This window comes from Pseudomonas sp. 1 R 17, assembly GCF_900067035.1.
Lineage (GTDB): Bacteria > Pseudomonadota > Gammaproteobacteria > Pseudomonadales > Pseudomonadaceae > Aquipseudomonas > Aquipseudomonas marginalis.
Map to the genome: position 1 here is coordinate 204,159 of NZ_FKLB01000021.1, position 18,288 is coordinate 222,446.

Consider the following 18,288-nt stretch of genomic DNA (forward strand, 5'->3'; position numbering starts at 1 on the left):
TACAAGTGCCTTCACCTTGGGGCATAATGCCGACACTTTCATGACCATTGAGGGAATTTTCCTATCTACCCCTCGCCTTTTTCACCCTCCTCAGCAGTAGGGTTTTACTTCTTATGATCAAATCTTTGCGTCCATTGCTACTCGCCAGTTTTCTCCTGCCACTGGCCTTTTCCACCTCCGCAGCCCCGATCAATAACACCCTGCCCCCGAACGTCCAGCAGGCACTCGCCAAAGCCAAGCTGCAAAACACTGCGCTGTCCCTGGTGATGATCCCGCTGAACGGCCCCGGCACCCCCACGGTATTCAACGCCGACGTCTCGGTAAACCCGGCTTCCACCATGAAACTGGTCACCACCTATGCGGCCCTGGAAATGCTCGGCCCCAACCACCAGTGGAAAACCGAGTTCTACACCGACGGCACCCTCAGCGGTGGCGTGTTGCACGGCAACCTGTACCTCAAGGGCGGCGGCGACCCCAAGCTGAACATGGAAAAACTCTGGCTGCTGATGCGCGACCTGCGGGCCAATGGCGTGCAGCAAGTCACCGGTGACCTGGTGCTGGACCGCAGTTTCTTCAACCAACCGCAGTTGCCGGAATTCAATGATGACGGCAACGACGAGAACAAACCGTTCCTGGTCAAGCCCGACGCCCTGCTGGTCAACCTCAAGGCCCTGCGCTTTGTGACCCGTAACGATTCGGGGCGCGTGCTCGTCTCGGTCGAGCCGCCGATTGCCAGCATCCGCATCGACAACCAGGTCAAGGCCTCCAACGCCAAGCAGTGCACCGGCGACGTACGCTACAACCCGGTCACAGGCGCCGATGGCAGTATGACGGTCACCGTCAGCGGCCAATTGGCCGATGGCTGCAGCTCGCAGACTTATCTGTCGTTGCTGGACCACGCCACCTACACCGCTGGCGCGGTACGGGCGATCTGGCAGGAACTGGGCGGCAGCATCCAGGGCCGCGATATCCAGGCACCGGTGCCCAAGGATGCCAAGGTACTGGCCCGCGCCTTTTCGCCGGACCTGGCGGAAATCATCCGCGACATCAATAAATACAGTAACAACACCATGGCCCAGCAATTGTTCCTGAGCCTGGGCGCGCAGTTCCGCAACGATGCCGACGGCGACGATGCCAAGGCCGCGCAACGTGTGGTGCGCCAGTGGCTGGCGAAGAAAGGCATCACCGCGCCACACCTGGTGATGGAGAACGGTTCGGGCCTGTCCCGTGCCGAACGGGTCAGCGCCCGCGAAATGGCCGCCATGCTGCAAGCCGCCTGGAAAAGCCCCTACGCTGCGGAATACATCAGCTCGATGCCGATCGCCGGCACCGACGGCACCATGCGCAAACGCCTGAAGACCACCGCCATGCGCGGCGAAGCCCACGTCAAGACCGGTACCTTGAATACCGTGCGCGCCATTGCCGGGTTCAGCCGCGACAACAACGGCAACACCTGGGCGGTGGTGGCGATCCTCAACGATCCGAAGCCGTGGGGCGCGTCGTCGGTGCTGGACCAGGTGCTGCTGGATCTGTACCGCCAGCCAAAACTGGCGGCGGCGGCTCCCGTCCTATAGGAGCGAGCATCAGGCCCGCGCCCTCTCGGCCTCTACCCGGTCCCTGCCCGCCTGCTTGGCCACGTACACCGCCGAGTCGGCACGCAACAACAGGCCATCAATGCCTTCATCCACCCGCCAGCTGGCCACACCAAAGCTGGCGGTGACGATGCCCACAGGCTCCATCGGCAGGTTACGCAGGGATTGCCACAACTCCATGGCCAGGCCATAAGCCTGCTCGCCATCGGTATTGGGGCACAGCACCATGAATTCCTCGCCCCCCAGGCGGCAGAACACGTCGGTGCGGCGCAGACGCTGACTGATGCGCCTGCATAACTCCTGCAACACCCCGTCGCCAACCGCATGCCCGTGCTGGTCGTTGATACGCTTGAAATGATCGATATCGAGCATGATCACCGACAGCGCCCCACTGGTCCGGTTGAGTCTCGCCATCTCGGTCCTGAGGCGGTCCTGGAAATAGCGACGGTTGTGAATCCCGGTCAGGGAATCTGTGATAGACAGCGCGCGCAGCTCCTCTTCAACCCGCTTCAAGTCCGAAATGTCCGACACATAGCCATGCCACAGCGTACCGCCCCCCGGTAACTCTTCCGGGGTGGCCTCGCCGCGAATCCAGCGCAACCCCCGTTGCGGCAACTGCACCCGGTACTCTTCGCGCCAGTGGCTCAACTGCAATGCCGACAGGCGAATCGAGGCCCGCACCCGTTCCGCGTCCAGCGGGTGGATTCGCTCGAAGACCTTCGTCGCATCCCGCTGCAACGCGCTGACCTCGATTTCATAGATATCGCGCATGCCGTCGCTGGCGTAGATAAAGCGCCAGTTATCCTGGGGTTCCAGGGTGAATTGGAAGATCCCCCCGGGTACGTGGGCACTGAGTTTCTTGAGCAGGCGGTCCCGCGCCGCCAGGGCCTCGTAAGCGCGTTTCTGCTCGGTGACGTCCAGGTAAATCGCGAGGTGACCGATCCACAGACCATGGTCATCCAGCAATACGGTGGCCAACATGTTCACAATCAACTGACTGCCATCCTGGCGGACCAAGGTCCACTCCCGGGCTTCGTGCAGGTTGTCGGGGCTTTCCACCAGCATCGCCTGGCTCGCCGGGATACGCTTGCCCAAGGTCACGCTCAGGCTCGCGGAACGTGCCTCCAACTCCAACGCCAAGTGCAGGCTTTCCAGGGTCAGCTTGCCCACCACCTGGTCGGCCTCGTACCCCAGCATCTGCTCGGCACCGGCGTTGAAGGTGTTGATCACACCGCGCAGGTCAGTGGCAATGATCGCCACTTGGGTAGCGGCGTTGAGTACGCTGCGCAACTGGCCATGGGCACCACGTAGTTCCTGCTCACGCAAGCGCAACTGCACAGTGCGCTGCTCCACCAGTTTCAACGCACGCTGGCGCTGGCTCACCAGCACATAGAGCAAGGCGCTGAGCAGCAGGCTGAGTAGGCTACCCATGGTCAGGATCGTGGACAGCGAGGAATAGTTGGCCTGCTCGAACACCTTGCTCGGGCGCAGGCTCAGGGCGTACACATGATCGCCCAGGGTCAGGCGACGCGCGCCAGCAAGGTCACTGTTGGCCACGGCATTGCCGGACTCGAAGAGCACGCGCTTTTGCAGGTCGGAGGTGTCGACGATCTGCATCACCAGGTTGTCCCGCTCCGCTTTTGGCAAGCCCTCGGCGACCAACTGGCGCATGCTGATCACCGCCATTACGTAACCGTATGGCTCATTTGGGGACGGCTCGGACGTGGGCAGGTGACTCACCGGCGCGACCAGTAATACACCCGTGGCATAAGCCGGCTCGACCCCCACCAACTGCATCGGTTGGGACACCGCCAGCTTGCCGCTCTTTTGCGCCCGCTCAAGGGTCGAGCGCCGCAGGGGCTGGGCCAACAGATCAAAACCCAGGGGCGACCCCAGCAAGCTTTGAGTCTGGCTGTAGAGCACCGGAACGTATTCATCACGCTCGGGCGCCGGGGCCAGTTCGCCGACGCTATTAAGTTCACGGATAACAAAGGGTACCCCACGCAGGCGGGACACCTCTTGTTCAAATTGGCTGCGCTGTCCGCGAAACACACGGGGTGCCCAGGCGTAGGCCCGGGCGCGCAACAGTAACGGCTGGGCAAACCCGTCGAACTCCTCGCGGGACACAACATCGGAGTTGACGAAGAACCGCCGCAGGCTGTTCAGGCGTTGTTCCTGATCCTCGAAACGTTCCTGCAAGCGGCTGTAACGCTCGTTGACCAGCAACTGAAAGCGCTGGCGAACCTGTTGCTGATAGAGGTCGGAGGCCGCCCAGGCGACGATGGCCGTCAGCGCAAAACCTGCCAATAACACCACCAACGCCACCAGCCAAGCCGACGCCTGTTCACTGATAAAGCCTAGGATTTTCGGGCGAACGGCTTGCAACGGCATAGGCAACACTCACAACGCCAGCGTGCGGGGGGTGTCACTTTGGCTAGGCCTTAAGTTATAGCCATCGGCCCAGGGTTTGACCAGCGTAAAAAAGCCGCAAGCCCGGAATAGTCCAGGCTTGCGGCTTTTTCGTGGCGGCGATCAGCGAGCAGTGATTTTCCACGCCCGGTGGATCTTCGCATTACGCGCAAAATCCGGATCGATGGTCTTGTCGCTGATTTCCTCGACCGCATAGCGTTCGCTGAGATTGTCCTCCAACTGGAACTTGCGGAAGTTGTTCGAGAAGTACAGCACGCCACCCGGTGCCAGGCGCGCCATGGCCAGGTCAAGCAACTGCACGTGGTCGCGCTGCACGTCGAAGATGCCTTCCATGCGCTTGGAGTTGGAGAAGGTCGGCGGGTCGATGAAGATCATGTCGAACTCATCGCGGCTGGCCTCCAGCCAGGCCATCACATCGCCCTGCTCCAGGCGGTTCTTGTCGGAAAAACCGTTGAGCGAGAAGTTGCGACGTGCCCAGTCCAGGTAGGTCTTGGACAGGTCGACACTGGTGGTGCTGCGCGCGCCGCCCTTGGCTGCGTGCACACTGGCGGTGGCGGTGTAGCAATACAGGTTGAGGAAACGCTTGCCGGCCGCTTCCTTCTGGATACGCATGCGCATCGGACGGTGGTCGAGGAACAGACCGGTGTCCAGATAGTCGGTGAGGTTGACCAGCAGCTTCACGCCGCCTTCGCTGACCTCGGTGAACTTGCCCTGGGCGCTCTGGCGCTCGTACTGCTTGGTACCGCTCTGGCGCTCGCGACGCTTGACCACCACGCGGCTCTTGTCGATGTTCAGTGCCTGGGGAATGGCCGCCAGGGCATCGAACATGCGGGCCGAGGCTTTTTCCGGATCAATGGATTTGGGGGCGGCGTATTCCTGCACGTGGACCCAATCGTGGTACAGGTCGATGGCCATGGAGTATTCAGGCATATCGGCGTCGTATACGCGGTAGCAATCCACCCCTTCACGCTTGGCCCACTTGCCCAGCAGCTTGAGGTTCTTTTGCAGGCGGTTGGCAAACATCTGCCCACCTTCGCTCAGGCGCGCCTGCTCGACCACGGGGGCCGGGGCGGGCTTGATCGGGTTGCCGTTCTTGTTGTACTGGCGCTCCTGCGGCTCGGCCGGGGCCTGGTCGTAAACCGCCTGCTCACGTTCGGCCTGGCGCTGTTCCGGGGTACGGCGCTCGCCGGTGACGAACTGATCCGGGTTGACCTTGATCAGCAGCAACTTGCACGGCAATGCGCCGTTCCAGAACGAATACTGCTTGTGGCTGCGGATCCCCATGCGCTTGCCCAGGTCCGGCGCGCCGGTGAACACCGCCGCTTCCCAGCCCATGCAAGCCTGGCGCAGGCGCTCGCCGAGGTTCTGGTAGAGGTACAACAGGCTGGCTTCATCACCCAGGCGCTCGCCGTAGGGCGGGTTGCAGATCACCAGGCCTTTCTGGTTCTGGTCCGGGCGCGGCTCGAAGGTGCCGACTTCGCCCTGGTACACCTTGATCCAGTGGCTCAGGCCGGCGCGCTCGATGTTGTTGCGGGCGGGCTGGATCAGGCGCGGGTCGGCTTCGTAGCCCCGCACCCACAACGGCGGCTTGTTCATGCCGATGGCCGCGCGTTCAGTGGCCTCGGCGTGGAGTTTTTTCCACAGCGCCGGGACGTGGCCGAGCCAGGTGGTGAAGCCCCACAATTCGCGATTCAGGTTAGGTGCCATGTCGGCGGCGATCATCGCGCCTTCCACCAGGAAGGTGCCCACGCCGCACATCGGGTCAGTCAGCGCGCCGCCTTCGGCAGCAATGCGCGGCCAGCCGGCACGAATCAGGATCGCCGCCGCGAGGTTTTCCTTCAACGGCGCGGCGCCCTGCTGCAGGCGGTAGCCGCGCTGGTGCAGGCTGTGGCCGGACAGGTCAAGGGACAGGATCGCTTCGCCACGGTCCAGGCGCAGGTGGATGCGCAGGTCCGGGTTGATCTTGTCGATGGACGGGCGTTCGCCGGTCGGGGTGCGCAGCTTGTCGACGATCGCATCCTTGACCTTCAGCGCGCCGAAGTGGGTGTTGTCGATGCCTGAGCCGTGACCGCTGAATTCCACCGCCAGGGTACCGTCAGAAACCATGTGATCGGCCCATTCAATATCCAGCACACCGTGGTAGAGGTCTTCGGCGTCCTTCATCGGGAAGCGCTTGAGCACCAGCAACACACGGTTGGCCAGGCGCGACCAGAGGCACAGGCGATAAGCGGTTTCCATGTCGGCCATGCCGCGCACGGCCGAGGTGTGCTCGCGGGCGTCCTCAAGGCCAAGCCCGACGGCTTCCTCGATCAGCAGGCCTTCGAGGCCCTTGGGGCAGGTGAGGAAGAGTTCAAAACGGTCCGACATGGGGCATTCCAGGCTTTTCAGCAATAAGTGAACGGGCGACGCATCGCCGGCTCGGTTTTCAATCAAGCACTTTTCTTGAAGAGTGCTCGCGTGGCACGAATGTGCCGTTCCACCCCGTCTGACGGGCCTTGGAGCCTTTATTGACGGGGCAGAGAGAGAATTTGACGCAACAAAAAGAAATATTCCGACCCTTCGTCGAATAATAACCGACAGCAACAGAAGGACATTCTCACTAAAGGATTAAACCCATCCTCTTTGCAGGGTGCATCATAGCTGGCTTTGCCCAACAAATGGGGCGAAAAGCCATCCCAGCTTATGGCTATAGCATCGTTATCGTTACGTGCTTATGACAAAACGATCATTGAATCCATGTGACCTATTGGTTAGAACTCAACACAGGTTGGCGCCGTAACGACGCCGACACCTAGGCTCGCCACGCCGGCAGCGAGCCCACCAACGGCAGAAAAACTCTGCCCGGCCTCAGACGAGGCCGAAGGATATCAAGACAGTCAACAAGTGAGGGAAACACCCTATGAGAAGACTTAAGCGTGATCCGTTGGAAAGAGCATTTTTACGCGGATATCAATATGGCGTTCATGGCAAATCCCGTGAGCTTTGCCCATTTACTCTACCGTCGGTACGCCAAGCCTGGATCAACGGCTGGCGAGAAGGACGCGGCGACAACTGGGACGGTATGACTGGCACTGCGGGAATCCACAGACTCAACGAACTTCACGCCGTCGGCTAATCAAGGGCATTTAATTCCGACACCACCTCGAATATGTAGCGACTTAACCACGCACGCCCTATCCAGGCGGCGGGCTTCGGCCCAGGGGCTCCTCTTAAGGAGCCCTTTTTATTGGCCTGAGAATAATGAGGACTACCGTAGGAGCGAGGGGGACGCCTAGTTCTTGCTCGCGAAGAACCTGAGGGCGCCGCGTTAAGCCAGATGCGCAGCGCTATCGTTGACGCTCTTCGCGAGCAAGAACTAGGCGTCCCCCTCGCTCCTACACGCGCAATGCCGCAATTGCATCCACTGACTGGCGGATCAGCGCCGGGCCTTTGTAAATAAAACCCGAGTACAACTGCACCAGGCTGGCACCCGCAGCGATCTTCTCGGCTGCATGCTTGCCTTCGGTGATGCCGCCCACCGCGATGATCGGCAAACGCCCGGCCAGCTCAGCGGCCAGCACCTTGACGATATGAGTGCTCTTGTCACGCACTGGCGCCCCCGACAGGCCGCCCGCTTCATCGCCATGGGCCAACCCTTCGACGCCGACACGGCTGAGGGTGGTGTTGGTCGCGATGACCGAATCCATGCCCGCATCCACCAGGGCCTGGGCCACCAGCACGGTTTCTTCGTCACTCATGTCCGGGGCGATCTTGATTGCCAGCGGCACACGCTTGCCATGGCGCACGGCCAGGTCTTCCTGGCGTTGGCGCAGGGCTTCGAGCAGTTGCTTGAGCGAATCGCCGAACTGCAGGCTGCGCAGGCCCGGGGTGTTGGGCGAGCTGACGTTGACGGTGACATAGCTGGCGTGGGCGTAGACCTTGTCCAGGCAGATCAGGTAGTCATCCACTGCGCGCTCGACCGGCGTGTCGAAGTTCTTGCCGATATTGATGCCGAGGATGCCCTTGTACTTTGCGGCCTCGACGCGCGACAGCAGATGATCGACGCCCAGGTTGTTGAACCCCATGCGATTGATGATCGCCTCGGCTTCCGGCAGGCGGAAGATACGCGGCTTGGGGTTGCCCGGTTGCGGTCTCGGCGTCACGGTGCCGATCTCCACAAAACCGAAACCCAACTGCGCGAAGCCATCGATGGCCGCACCGTTCTTGTCCAGGCCGGCAGCCAGTCCGACCGGGTTGGGGAAGTCGAGCCCCATCACCGACACCGGCGTTTTCGCCGGCGCCTTGCATACCAGGCCATTGAGCCCCAGGCGGCCACCGGCACCGATCAGGTCCAGGGACAGATCGTGGGAGGTTTCCGGGGAGAGTTTGAACAACAGCTGGCGGGCCAGGGTATACATGGGCGGGCTAGACTCGGATGGCGGCGAAAGGTGGCGGCGATTATAGCGGGGTGGCGGGGTGCACGCGAGGCGCGCCGCCCAAACGTCAGTAGCGTTGCTGTACCAGGGCCTCATAACGTGCCCAGATTTTTTCCGCATAGCGCATGCGCAACGCGTCGCGCTCAGGGCCGGAGCCGGGCCCGACATTGTAGGACCCCACCGCCGTCCAGTTGTAGCCAAAGCGCTGGATAAACTCGGCCAGTATGGACGCCCCGACTTCCACCGACAGGCAAGGCTCACTCAACAACCTTTCCTCGGTGATACCCAGCTTGAGCAGGCGAGGCAAATGGATACTGTTGATCTGCATCAGGCCGATATCCCGTGTGCCGTTACCGTTGGCGTAGTTCATCGCATCCGGGCGAAAATCCGACTCCACGGCGGCGATAGCCTGTAGCAACTCCGGCTCGATATCGTAGCGATGGGCGGTTTCCTCCCAGCAATAGGCCAGTGCCTGATTGCCGCTCGTCACCAGGCCAAGCCACAGCAGCCGGCGCCAGAACTCAGCCATGACTGACTTGTCCACAGGCCGAACACACATGCGGCAGGGTATCCATAGGCCCGGGCCCTGCTCGCTCAGCCTTCACCGGGCATGTAAAGCGATACCCGCGACCATAAATGGTCTTGATAAAGCCTTTGTCAGCGCCAAGATGCTTGCGCAGCGAATAAATGCAACGGGTCAGCGACTCCTCGGCGACCTCCCCCTGGGGCCAGGCCAACTCGAGCAAACGATCCTTGGTCATCAGTACACCGCCAGAGACCAACAGCAGCCGCAAAACATGCAGCTCCTTGGGTGGCAACTGGACGTCGCTGCCGTCGCCGGTCAGGCGACCATCGCCATGCAGCGTCCACTGGGAAAAGAGCAGGGACGTCGTCAACTCATCATTCACGACGGCCATATCTACCTCGACATCCGACTACTGACATTGAAGTCCTTATTTTCCAGTACTGGCTCTTGTGCCCACATCACGACTATAAAAAACCACCTTGCAGCCCACGCTAGGAAAAACCCCATACAGCCGACGCTTTTTAGCAACACCCTGTAAGACACTTCACCCACATACGTCAGGCGCTCCCCCATTTATAGACCTCGTGCAACTCAACACCCAACCGATCCTCCAGTTGCACCAACTCGCCCAATGCGAGCAACCGGCCATTAACCCGAACTTCCACGCAGTGGATGATGCCCGGCGACAATGGCAGCACCTTTCCAGCAGCAAAGGCTGCCAGGCGCCTGCGGCTGATCAGTTGTTCCTGTAGAAGAATTTCCAAATGCATGGGTCAACACCTTATTCACGGAGAGCTATCGCGACCCGGGCGTACAAACGCACGTTGCACGCGCTCGTATTGCGCCGCACTCAACGGTGGTGCGCCCACGCCTGTGGCCAACGCCTTCAACTCGCTACCCGCGGCCCGGGCCTGAATGACAAACAGGCGAACCTTGGCCGGGCCGGCTGGAGCGGTGCTGCGTCCCGGCTCATGCGCCTCACGGCTGAACGCTCCCAGCCACAGGCGCTTGCCCTGCGCGACCCTCACCACACTGCTGGCACTCACCCGTCCGACCGCGGTCGGTTTGCCGCGCCGCCCCGCCTGGCTCAATTGTCGACCATCCTCGACATGGAGCAGCATCTCGATCTGGTTCGCTTCGGCAAAACGCGGCAGTACGCTGACCTGGGAGCCGTATTGCACGGGCTTCCAATCAGCATGGTCGGCTCCGGGAGCAGGCAGGTAGAAGGTGTGGTTATCCTGGAACATGGCCGGCACATTCTCCTGGGTGAGAATCACCGGCAACGTCATCACCCTTGCTCGCCGCCGGCGCTCCAGCGTGGCGATTTGCGCCATCACGCGGTTATCGTCCATCGGCTCCAGAATGCGCGTGGCCTGGGCCTTCCCATCCTTGTCCCAGTCAAAGCCCAGCTTTTTCAGTTCGTCACGGTCCACGTCCACCATCCATAGCGAGACTTCGATAGACCGCTTGGGCGCGTCCAACTCCGCCACCAGGCGCTCGATGAACCCCAACTGCGCAGGTTTACCCTTGATCAGCAGGCTATTGGTATCCGGGTATGCGATCACCACCAGGTTCTTGTCGGCCAGCGGTCCCTTCTGTTCAGAACCCAACAGGGTTTCGATCGTCGACGCGATTCCCGGCACCGTGACCTTTTCGTCACCCATGGCATAGCCGCGGTCTGCCACGTGGGTGTTGAGTACCTGAACGACAGCAAACGCCTGGTTACCTACTTGTAATTCAGCACGCTCGCGATCCATCAATTGGGCCAGGCGCAAAACGTGGTCGACATAATGAGGTGGCCCGGATACATCGAATGTGCGTGCCCCGCTCACGCGCAGGGGGTAGCGCGTCTCATCAAGACCCGAACGGCGCATGAGGCCACGAAACCGCTCGACAGATATATGCCGCAGCACCACTGCCGAACGTTTTGCCTCGCTGGCGTTGTAGAGGTAGAGCGCCTGGCCATCGCTGTACCAGATCAAGCCGTACTGCAACGCAAGCGTCTCCAGGGCGTGCAGCGGCATAGCGAGGTCAATGACCTCGCTGATGCGTATGCGCGCCACTTCACCGCTCACGACGATGGGCAGGCCCATGGGCACGGACAAGGCGGTAAAGACGGTATGCAGGCTCTCGTCCTGCGCCTGGTAGGTTTCGCCCCGGGCACCGGCACTTCCCAGCATCAGCGCGGCAAGCAGCAGCCAGAGACAGGGAGTTGTTACGGAAAAGTGAGCGTACACCTGGGATTTCCTGGGCGGCCTGGCAGTAAGAAGCGGCCATACTGAGAGGCAGCCGAGTTTCAATCTTGATGAAAAGTTGACGGCTGGCGGCGCCCATCGGCCCGTGGCATGTGCCTTGCTACGGACTCCGTATCAAGGCGCGCACCAACGGCGGAGCGGGCTTACGGACAAAGGCGTCGTTACCCGCAATGGCCTTGCATCGCCATCTGAGGGAACGACGCTTTTTTGTGAAAGAAAAGGTAGGTGTTGATGAACGATTCGGTTGGCAACAGCCCGACGAACGACCCGCTGGCCTGGGTCAACGGCAGTGATGCGCCGGAAAAGAGCAGCCTTGACCTGGGCTTCATGGCCTTGAGCGATTGCGCATCCCTGGTGGTGGCAGCGACCCAAGGTTTCGCCCAGCCTTATGGCTTGACCCTCAACCTCAAGCGCCAATCTTCATGGGCCAACCTGCGGGACAAACTGGTCAGCGGCGAACTGGACGCCGCCCACAGCCTGTACGGGCTGGTCTATGCCGTGCACCTGGGCATCGGCGGCGTCGCACCTACCGACATGGCAGTCTTGATGGGGCTGAACCAGAACGGCCAAAGCATCAACCTGTCCCGCAGCCTGCAACAGCAGGGCGTGGTCACTCCTGAGGCGCTGGACCGCCACGTGCACCAAAGCCGAACAAAACTGACTTTCGCCCAGACCTTTCCCACAGGCACTCACGCCATGTGGTTGTACTACTGGCTGGCGAGCCAAGGCATTCATCCGCTACAGGATGTGGACAGCGTCGTGGTACCGCCCCCGCAAATGCTCGCGCACCTGCAGGCCGGGCGTATCGATGGCTTTTGCGTCGGCGAGCCCTGGTGCGCCAGTGCAGTCAAGCAACACCAGGGCTTTACCCTGGCGACCACCCAGGCGATCTGGCCGAACCATCCGGAAAAGGTGCTCGGCTGCACCCAGGCGTTTGTCGACCAGTACCCCAACACCGCCCGCGTGTTGGTGATGGCGATCCTCGAGGCCAGCCGCTTTATCGAGCAAAACACCGAAAACCGCCGCTCCACCGCACAATTGCTCAGTGGCCGCGAGTACCTCGATGCCCCGCTCGACTGCATCGAGCCGCGTTTGCTGGGCGCCTATGACGACGGCCTGGGCAACCAATGGCAGGACCCCCACGCCCTGCGTTTTTTTGCCGATGGCGAGGTCAACCTGCCCTACCTCTCCGATGGCATGTGGTTCATGACCCAGTTTCGACGCTGGGGCCTGTTGCGCGAAGACCCTGATTACCTCGGCGTTGCGCGCCAAGTACAACAGCTGGCGCTGTATCGTCAGGCCGCCGAGGCACTGGGCCTCGGCGACAACGGCCAGGACATGCGCAGCAGTCAACTGATCGACGGCAAGATCTGGGACGGCTCGGATCCCGCCGGCTACGCGCGCAGCTTCCGCCTGCATGCCATGGCGGACCCTACCAGCCGCCAAGCCTTGCGCTGACAGGAGGATGTCCATGCTGCGAATCCTGTTGATCAACGACACGCCACGCAAAGTCGGCCGCCTGAGGACAGCGCTGATCGAGGCTGGCTTTGAAGTGATCGATGAATCCGGCCTGACCATCGACCTGCCTGCGCGCGTCGAAACGGTGCGCCCGGACGTCATCCTGATCGATACCGAGTCACCGGGCCGCGATGTGATGGAGCAAGTGGTACTGGTCAGCCGCGACCAGCCCCGGCCCATCGTAATGTTTACCGACGAGCACGACCCCGACGTGATGCGCCAGGCCATCAAGTCCGGGGTCAGCGCCTACATCGTCGAAGGCATTCAGGCGCAGCGCCTGCAACCGATCCTCGACGTGGCCATGGCTCGCTTCGAGAGCGACCAGGCCTTGCGCGCCCAGCTCCAGGCCCGTGACCAACAGTTGGCCGAGCGCAAGCGCATCGAGTTGGCCAAGGGCATGCTGATGAAAATGAAGGCCTGCAATGAGGAAGAGGCCTACACCCTGATGCGCCGCCAGGCCATGAGCCGCCAGCAAAAACTGATCCAGGTGGCGGAGCAGATCATCGCCATGAGTGAACTGCTCGGCTGAACACCCGAAACAACAGGTTGGCGCAGGACTTGCTAAGTAATCACCACAGGTAACCAACGGCGGTTGCCCCTTCACGACAAAGACGTCGCACACCCGGTTTGCCCTTGCGAACCCGGTGGCGGCGTTTTTTTGTTTTGGCCCCGGTAGCACGGGGCCGGTGGGGCGGCCTCAGCCGGCGGCTCCATCACCAGGCCTTCTTACAAGACTCCCAACCGTTGAGGTGCGTGATGAAATCAAGCTTCTGGAAATCCGGGCACACCCCGACCCTGTTTGCCGCGTTCCTGTATTTCGACCTGAGCTTCATGGTCTGGTATTTGTTGGGCCCCCTGGCGGTGCAGATTGCCGCCGACCTGCACCTGACCACCCAACAACGCGGCCTGATGGTGGCGACGCCGATCCTGGCCGGCGCGGTGCTGCGCTTCCTGATGGGCATGCTGGCGGACAAGCTGTCGCCCAAGACCGCCGGGCTGATTGGCCAGGTGATTGTGATCGTCGCCTTGTTCAGCGCCTGGAAACTGGGGATTCACAGCTACGAACAAGCCTTGTTGCTGGGACTGTTCCTCGGCATGGCCGGCGCATCCTTTGCGGTGGCGCTGCCGCTGGCGTCCCAATGGTACCCGGCCGAACACCAGGGCAAGGCCATGGGCATCGCCGGTGCCGGTAACTCGGGCACGGTGTTCGCGGCGTTGCTGGCCCCGGTGCTGGCGGCGGCGTTTGGCTGGAGCAATGTGTTCGGCTTTGCGCTGATTCCACTGATCCTGACGCTGATCGTCTTCGCCTGGCTGGCACGCAATGCACCCGAGCGGCCGAAAGCCAAGTCCATGGCCGATTACTTCAAGGCCCTGGGCGACCGCGACAGCTGGTGGTTCATGTTCTTCTACAGCGTGACCTTCGGCGGTTTTATCGGTCTGGCCAGCGCCCTGCCCGGCTATTTCAACGACCAATACGGCCTGAGCCCCATGACTGCCGGCTACTACACCGCCGCCTGCGTGTTCGGTGGCAGCCTGATGCGCCCACTGGGCGGCGCGCTGGCCGACCGTTTCGGCGGAATCCGCACCCTGCTCGGCATGTACAGCGTCGCGGCGATCTGCATTGCGGCGGTGGGTTTCAACCTGCCCAGCTCCTATGCGGCACTGGCGCTCTTCGTCTGCACCATGCTCGGCCTGGGTGCGGGCAATGGCGCGGTGTTCCAGTTGGTGCCACAGCGTTTCCGGCGTGAGATTGGTGTGATGACCGGCTTGATCGGCATGGCCGGCGGCATCGGCGGTTTCGCCCTGGCCGCGGGCATGGGCGCGATCAAGCAGAGCACCGGCAGCTATCAACTGGCCTTGTGGCTGTTCGCCAGCCTGGGCGTACTGGCCTGGTTCGGCCTGCATGGCGTCAAGCGTCGCTGGAGAACCACCTGGGGTTCGGCCGCAGTGACCGCTGCGCGCGTCTGATGAGCCTGCAACTGAGCGTCGCCCACGCCAGCGCCATCGGCCCACGGGCGGAAAACCAGGATGCGCTGCGGGTCGTCACCCCCGCAGCGGAACTGGCGGCGAGCAAAGGTTACCTGTGCGCCATGGCCGACGGTGTGAGCCAGTGCGCCGACGGCGGACTGGCCGCACGCTCGACTTTGCAGGCCCTGGCCCTGGATTACTACGCCACGCCGCAAACCTGGGGTGTGGCACAGGCATTGGAGCGCTTGCTGCTGGCGCAAAACCGCTGGTTGCAGGCCAACGGCGGCGGCCAGCCGTTGCTGACCACCCTCAGTGCCCTGGTCTTTCGCGGCCAGCGTTTCACCCTGGCCCATGTCGGTGATTGCAGGGCGTATCGCTGGCTGGACGGTGAGTTGCAGCGCATCAGCGAAGACCATGTGTGGGAACAACCGGGCATGCAGCACGTACTCAAGCGTGCCCTCGGCCTGGATCAGCACCTGGTGCTGGATTTTCTCGACGGTCAATTGCGCGAAGGTGAGTGCTTCCTGCTGCTCAGCGACGGCGTCTGGGCCACCCTGGGCGATCACAGCATCAGCGCGATCCTGCGCGAACAAACCGACCTGGACCTGGCGGTCACCACGCTGGTCAATGCCGCACACCTGGCGGGCAGCCAGGACAATGCCAGCGCCTTGCTGGTGCGCATCGACACGCTTGGCGCCGCCACCCTCGGCGACGCCCTGGTGCAATTGCAGCAATGGCCCTTGCCACCGCTACTGAAATCCGGGCAACGCTTTGAAGGCTGGCAGGTGGACAGCGTGCTGGCGCAAAGCAGGCAGTCGTTGCTGTACCGGGTGCGCGATGCCCAACAGCAACCCTGGCTGCTGAAAACCTTGCCACTGAGCCGCGACGACGACAGCGACGCCGGCCAGGCATTACTGTCGGAAGAGTGGTTTTTGCGACGGGTAGCCGGGCGTGCCTTTCCTGAGGTGCACGCCGCCAGCGGGCGCCAGCATTTGTACTACGTCATGCGGGAATATCCGGGGCAAACCCTGGCCGAGCTGTTCCAGTACCAGGGCCCATTGCCCCTGGCGCAATGGCAGTCCGTCGCCGAGCGTTTGCTGCGCGCAGTCGGCATGCTGCACCGACGGCAGATCCTTCACCGCGACATCAAGCCGGAAAACCTGCTGCTGGGGGATGACGGTGAATTGCGCGTGCTGGATTTCGGTCTGGCCTACTGCCCCGGTCTTTCCGAGGACCGGGCCCACGTACTGCCCGGCACCCCGAGCTTTATCGCGCCCGAAGCGTTCAATGGCGACCGTCCGACAGCCCAGCAGGATTTGTACAGCGTAGGCGTCACCTTGTATTACCTGTTGACCGGGCATTACCCCTACGGGGAAATCGAAGCCTTCCAACGGCCTCGATTTGCCCAGGCTGTCAGCGCCAGCCGCTATCGCCCGGATCTCCCCGATTGGCTCCCCCTGAGCCTGGAGCGCGCCGTGGCTGCACAGCCGGCGCATCGCTATGAAACCGCCGAGGAATGGCTGCTGGTGCTGGAACAGGCCGACCGCCAGGAGCTGAGCATCCGCCCCAGGCCCCTGCTGGAGCGCGAACCATTGAAGGTCTGGCGCACCTTGGGCCTGGTCTCGATGCTGATCAACCTGATTCTTCTGTATTCACTCTTTCACAACTGACGTCAGCTCTAGACGAGGAAAAACCCATGAACGCAAAAGTCTGGCTGGTGGGCGCGGGCCCTGGCGATCCGGAGCTGTTGACCCTCAAGGCTGTACGGGCCCTGCACGAAGCCGATGTGGTACTGATCGATGACCTGGTCAACCCCGCAGTGCTGGAGCACTGCGCGGAGGCACGGGTGATCACGGTCGGCAAACGCGGCGGCTGCCGCTCGACCCCGCAGGACTTTATCCACCGCCTGATGCTGCGTTACGCCCGCCAAGGCAAGTGCGTAGTGCGGCTGAAAGGGGGTGACCCGTGCATTTTCGGCCGCGGTGGCGAAGAAGCCGTGTGGCTGCGCGAACGCGGCGTCGAGGTAGAGTTGGTCAACGGGATCACCGCCGGGCTGGCGGGGGCAACGAATTGCGCGATTCCACTGACGTTGCGTGGCGTCAGCCGCGGTGTGACCCTGGTCACGGCCCATACCCAGGACGACAGCAGCCTTAATTGGCGCGCATTGGCCGAGGGCGGGACGACATTGGTGGTGTATATGGGAGTGGCCAAGCTGGAGGAGATTCGCCAGCAATTGCTCGAAGGCGGGATGGCGACAGATATGCCGGTGGCAATGATCGAAAACGCCTCATTGCTCCAACAGCGCGAATGCCGCAGTGAGCTGTCGCGGATGCACGAAGACGCACAGGCATTTGCCTTGAAGAGCCCGGCGATTCTGGTGATCGGCCATGTTGCGGCCGCCGAGCAGACGGCTTATGTCGCTGCCGCAGTCAGCGCCTGAGGCAAATTCCAAGCAAAAAAAACCCGGCCGAGGCCGGGTTTCTTCTACATCTCAGTAATTACTGAGCGGTAGCTTCAACCGACGCTTCTACGCGACGGTTAACAGCACGACCAGCTTCAGTTGCGTTGTCAGCAACTGGGCGGGATTCGCCATAACCTACAGCAGTTACACGGCTAGGAGCCACGCCGTCTTTAACCAGGACTTGCTTAACAGCGTCAGCACGACGCTGGGACAGCTTCTGGTTGTAGGCGTCTGGACCTACGGAGTCAGTGTGACCAGCAACTTCTACGTTGGTAGCTGGGTACTGAGCCATGAAGTCGGCCAGGTTTTTCACGTCGCCGTAGCTGTTAGGCTTAACAACGGCCTTGTCGAAGTCGAACTTAACGTCCAGCTCAACACGAACAACCTGGGCAACTGGAGCTTCTGGCTCTGGAGTTGGCTCTGGAGCTGGTGCTGGGGTAGGAGCTGGAGCAGCTGCGCCAGCGTTACCGCCGAAGTTCACGCCCAGGCCAACCAGTGCGGAGTAGTCCCACTTGCCGTTGTCCAGACCGTAGTCAGCTTCAACACCGGCACGAGCGTACAGGTTGTTGGTGAAGTAGTACTTCACACCAGTACCAACGGTAGCGAAGGTAGTTTGGTCGCGACCGCTGTGGCCGTCAGCCTGGACGTTGGTACGGCTCTGGTGACCGAAGCCGCCTTCTACGTATGGACGCAGGCTGTCTACGCCAGCTTGACCGAAGTGATACTGGGCAACCAGGCTGCCGGTATCGCCTTTGATCTTCTGGTTACCAGTACCGTCGTTCGAACGGGTGTGGTTGGTCTTGTCGTAGGACAGGTTCAAGGACAGGTCGTCGGTCAGGAAGTAACCGATGCGAGCGCCAGGATTGAAGCCGTCTTCGATGTGCTTGACGCTATCGTTGTACTGCTTCTTGTAGAACAGCTCGCCTTCAACTGCGCCTTGGCCTTGTGCCAGAACGCCGAAAGAAGTAGCGGCAATAAGAGAACCAATGGCCAAGCCCAAGGTGTTTTTCAGTTTCATCCGTTAAATCCCCATCTGGTGATTGTAAAGCAGTCCCACAAACCGGGGGACAACTCGGCGACAAGTCTAACAGAACTTGCCTACACGTAAGAGATATTTGCCACG

General features: G+C 61.6%; 15 protein-coding genes. 7 read left to right on the forward strand and 8 right to left on the reverse strand.

The genetic code is table 11. The features are described from left to right. Positions 1–113: 113 nt before the first annotated feature. The gene (gene dacB / locus BFP99_RS06295; protein ID WP_065924767.1) at positions 114–1,574 is read left to right on the forward strand and encodes a D-alanyl-D-alanine carboxypeptidase/D-alanyl-D-alanine endopeptidase; all 1,461 of its coding nucleotides are present in this window, start codon (positions 114–116) and stop codon (positions 1,572–1,574) included. Between the two features lie 9 nt (positions 1,575–1,583). On the opposite strand, the gene BFP99_RS06300 is transcribed toward dacB, so the two are convergent. Together BFP99_RS06300 and rlmKL are read right to left on the reverse strand one after the other, a co-directional pair. Then, on the reverse strand, positions 1,584–3,983 hold the full coding sequence (locus tag BFP99_RS06300) for a sensor domain-containing diguanylate cyclase (RefSeq protein ID WP_065946889.1): 2,400 nt from the start codon (positions 3,981–3,983) through the stop codon (positions 1,584–1,586). Between the two features lie 141 nt (positions 3,984–4,124). Then, the gene (rlmKL, locus tag BFP99_RS06305; RefSeq protein WP_065924769.1) at positions 4,125–6,389 is read right to left on the reverse strand and encodes a bifunctional 23S rRNA (guanine(2069)-N(7))-methyltransferase RlmK/23S rRNA (guanine(2445)-N(2))-methyltransferase RlmL; all 2,265 of its coding nucleotides are present in this window, start codon (positions 6,387–6,389) and stop codon (positions 4,125–4,127) included. Positions 6,390–6,921: 532 nt separating this feature from the next. On the opposite strand from rlmKL, the gene rmf reads away from it, so the two are divergent. Next, a complete protein-coding gene (rmf, locus tag BFP99_RS31760; protein ID WP_002553055.1) occupies positions 6,922–7,137 on the forward strand; it encodes a ribosome modulation factor in 216 nt (71 codons plus the stop codon). Positions 7,138–7,396: 259 nt separating this feature from the next. Here the strand turns inward: rmf and BFP99_RS06310 are convergent, their stop codons facing one another. The 5 genes from BFP99_RS06310 to sctC all read right to left on the reverse strand — a co-directional run bounded on the left by BFP99_RS06310 (position 7,397) and on the right by sctC (position 11,143). Next, positions 7,397–8,419: a quinone-dependent dihydroorotate dehydrogenase gene (locus BFP99_RS06310; RefSeq protein WP_065946890.1), complete on the reverse strand. Its 1,023-nt coding sequence runs from the start codon at positions 8,417–8,419 to the stop codon at positions 7,397–7,399. Positions 8,420–8,504: 85 nt separating this feature from the next. Continuing rightward, positions 8,505–8,966: a transglycosylase SLT domain-containing protein gene (locus tag BFP99_RS06315; protein ID WP_027603696.1), complete on the reverse strand. Its 462-nt coding sequence runs from the start codon at positions 8,964–8,966 to the stop codon at positions 8,505–8,507. Further along, positions 8,959–9,354, reverse strand: coding sequence for a winged helix-turn-helix domain-containing protein (locus tag BFP99_RS06320; RefSeq protein ID WP_065924771.1), 396 nt, complete (start codon positions 9,352–9,354; stop codon positions 8,959–8,961). The genes BFP99_RS06315 and BFP99_RS06320 overlap by 8 nt, the downstream gene beginning before the upstream one ends. A gap of 166 nt (positions 9,355–9,520) precedes the next feature. Further along, positions 9,521–9,733 (reverse strand): FliM/FliN family flagellar motor switch protein, encoded by a 213-nt coding sequence (locus tag BFP99_RS06330; protein WP_027603693.1) that lies wholly within the window; start codon positions 9,731–9,733, stop codon positions 9,521–9,523. Positions 9,734–9,748: 15 nt separating this feature from the next. Continuing rightward, complete coding sequence (gene sctC, locus BFP99_RS06335; RefSeq protein ID WP_083221142.1) at positions 9,749–11,143, reverse strand: type III secretion system outer membrane ring subunit SctC; 1,395 nt, start codon at positions 11,141–11,143, stop codon at positions 9,749–9,751. Positions 11,144–11,449: 306 nt separating this feature from the next. Here sctC and BFP99_RS06340 point away from each other — a divergent pair, with 306 nt between their 5' ends. From BFP99_RS06340 to cobA, 5 genes are all read left to right on the forward strand, one after another. After that, a complete protein-coding gene (locus BFP99_RS06340) occupies positions 11,450–12,676 on the forward strand; it encodes a CmpA/NrtA family ABC transporter substrate-binding protein (protein WP_065924774.1) in 1,227 nt (408 codons plus the stop codon). A gap of 13 nt (positions 12,677–12,689) precedes the next feature. Then, complete coding sequence (locus BFP99_RS06345; RefSeq protein WP_027603690.1) at positions 12,690–13,265, forward strand: ANTAR domain-containing response regulator; 576 nt, start codon at positions 12,690–12,692, stop codon at positions 13,263–13,265. Positions 13,266–13,492: 227 nt separating this feature from the next. Next, positions 13,493–14,704 (forward strand): nitrate/nitrite transporter, encoded by a 1,212-nt coding sequence (locus tag BFP99_RS06350; RefSeq protein ID WP_027603689.1) that lies wholly within the window; start codon positions 13,493–13,495, stop codon positions 14,702–14,704. Further along, entirely contained in the window at positions 14,704–16,374 is a 1,671-nt protein-coding gene (locus tag BFP99_RS06355; RefSeq protein ID WP_065946892.1) for a bifunctional protein-serine/threonine kinase/phosphatase, read from the forward strand. Before BFP99_RS06350 ends, BFP99_RS06355 begins: the two co-directional genes overlap by 1 nt. A gap of 26 nt (positions 16,375–16,400) precedes the next feature. After that, the gene (gene cobA / locus BFP99_RS06360; RefSeq protein WP_065946893.1) at positions 16,401–17,144 is read left to right on the forward strand and encodes a uroporphyrinogen-III C-methyltransferase; all 744 of its coding nucleotides are present in this window, start codon (positions 16,401–16,403) and stop codon (positions 17,142–17,144) included. A gap of 58 nt (positions 17,145–17,202) precedes the next feature. Here the strand turns inward: cobA and BFP99_RS06365 are convergent, their stop codons facing one another. Then, complete coding sequence (locus BFP99_RS06365) at positions 17,203–18,183, reverse strand: OmpA family protein (RefSeq protein ID WP_065873888.1); 981 nt, start codon at positions 18,181–18,183, stop codon at positions 17,203–17,205. Between the last annotated feature and the right edge of the window lie 105 nt (positions 18,184–18,288).

Coding starts and splice junctions, on each gene's coding strand:
- dacB (WP_065924767.1), top strand. CDS start 114: ATGATCAAATCTTTGCGTCCATTGCTACTCGCCAGTTTTCTCCTGCCA.
- BFP99_RS06300 (WP_065946889.1), bottom strand. CDS start 3,983: ATGCCGTTGCAAGCCGTTCGCCCGAAAATCCTAGGCTTTATCAGTGAA.
- rlmKL (WP_065924769.1), bottom strand. CDS start 6,389: ATGTCGGACCGTTTTGAACTCTTCCTCACCTGCCCCAAGGGCCTCGAA.
- rmf (WP_002553055.1), top strand. CDS start 6,922: ATGAGAAGACTTAAGCGTGATCCGTTGGAAAGAGCATTTTTACGCGGA.
- BFP99_RS06310 (WP_065946890.1), bottom strand. CDS start 8,419: ATGTATACCCTGGCCCGCCAGCTGTTGTTCAAACTCTCCCCGGAAACC.
- BFP99_RS06315 (WP_027603696.1), bottom strand. CDS start 8,966: ATGGCTGAGTTCTGGCGCCGGCTGCTGTGGCTTGGCCTGGTGACGAGC.
- BFP99_RS06320 (WP_065924771.1), bottom strand. CDS start 9,354: ATGGCCGTCGTGAATGATGAGTTGACGACGTCCCTGCTCTTTTCCCAG.
- BFP99_RS06330 (WP_027603693.1), bottom strand. CDS start 9,733: ATGCATTTGGAAATTCTTCTACAGGAACAACTGATCAGCCGCAGGCGC.
- sctC (WP_083221142.1), bottom strand. CDS start 11,143: ATGCTGGGAAGTGCCGGTGCCCGGGGCGAAACCTACCAGGCGCAGGAC.
- BFP99_RS06340 (WP_065924774.1), top strand. CDS start 11,450: ATGAACGATTCGGTTGGCAACAGCCCGACGAACGACCCGCTGGCCTGG.
- BFP99_RS06345 (WP_027603690.1), top strand. CDS start 12,690: ATGCTGCGAATCCTGTTGATCAACGACACGCCACGCAAAGTCGGCCGC.
- BFP99_RS06350 (WP_027603689.1), top strand. CDS start 13,493: ATGAAATCAAGCTTCTGGAAATCCGGGCACACCCCGACCCTGTTTGCC.
- BFP99_RS06355 (WP_065946892.1), top strand. CDS start 14,704: ATGAGCCTGCAACTGAGCGTCGCCCACGCCAGCGCCATCGGCCCACGG.
- cobA (WP_065946893.1), top strand. CDS start 16,401: ATGAACGCAAAAGTCTGGCTGGTGGGCGCGGGCCCTGGCGATCCGGAG.
- BFP99_RS06365 (WP_065873888.1), bottom strand. CDS start 18,183: ATGAAACTGAAAAACACCTTGGGCTTGGCCATTGGTTCTCTTATTGCC.